Source organism: Prevotella sp. AM42-24 (assembly GCF_003461825.1).
Lineage (GTDB): Bacteria > Bacteroidota > Bacteroidia > Bacteroidales > Bacteroidaceae > Prevotella > Prevotella hominis.
Genome location: NZ_QTXV01000151.1, coordinates 1,236 through 1,629, shown reverse-complemented (window position 1 = coordinate 1,629; position 394 = coordinate 1,236). Strand labels below are relative to the sequence as shown.

At 47.2% G+C, this 394-nt stretch carries 1 pseudogene; it reads right to left on the bottom strand.

Going from position 1 to position 394, the window contains the following annotated elements:
- Positions 1-171 precede the first annotated feature (171 nt).
- A pseudogene (locus DW917_RS17970) lies at positions 172-394 on the bottom strand (IS1380 family transposase); the annotation flags it as partial.

Genomic DNA, 394 nt, shown 5'->3' with positions numbered 1-394 from the left:
CCTCAAATCCGCAACCGCCCTCATAAGATGACACAGAGGTCAAAAAGGTAGCGACACTGTGGCAAAAGAGGGTGCAACGCAGCAAAAATCGCCACAAAGACGCATTAAATCCCCTTACCCCACCATGCGACTTGAGGCAATACGCAAAATCACGACCATAAGTTGTCGGTGTCATCCAAAGTCATTCTGGAACACATCAGCATAAGCGTTGTTGCATGAATAGATATTCAGCACATACTGCCTTGATGTCCTGACCCATTTGGCTGGCACAGAGATGAACTTGAAGACAAACGCCTTGATGCGGCTTGTTGCTTTGAGTCCGAACCTCTTCACGTCAAGCCTCGCCATGATGAATTTATAGAAGTTGCGTATGAGTGCCGTAAGCAGAAGAAAC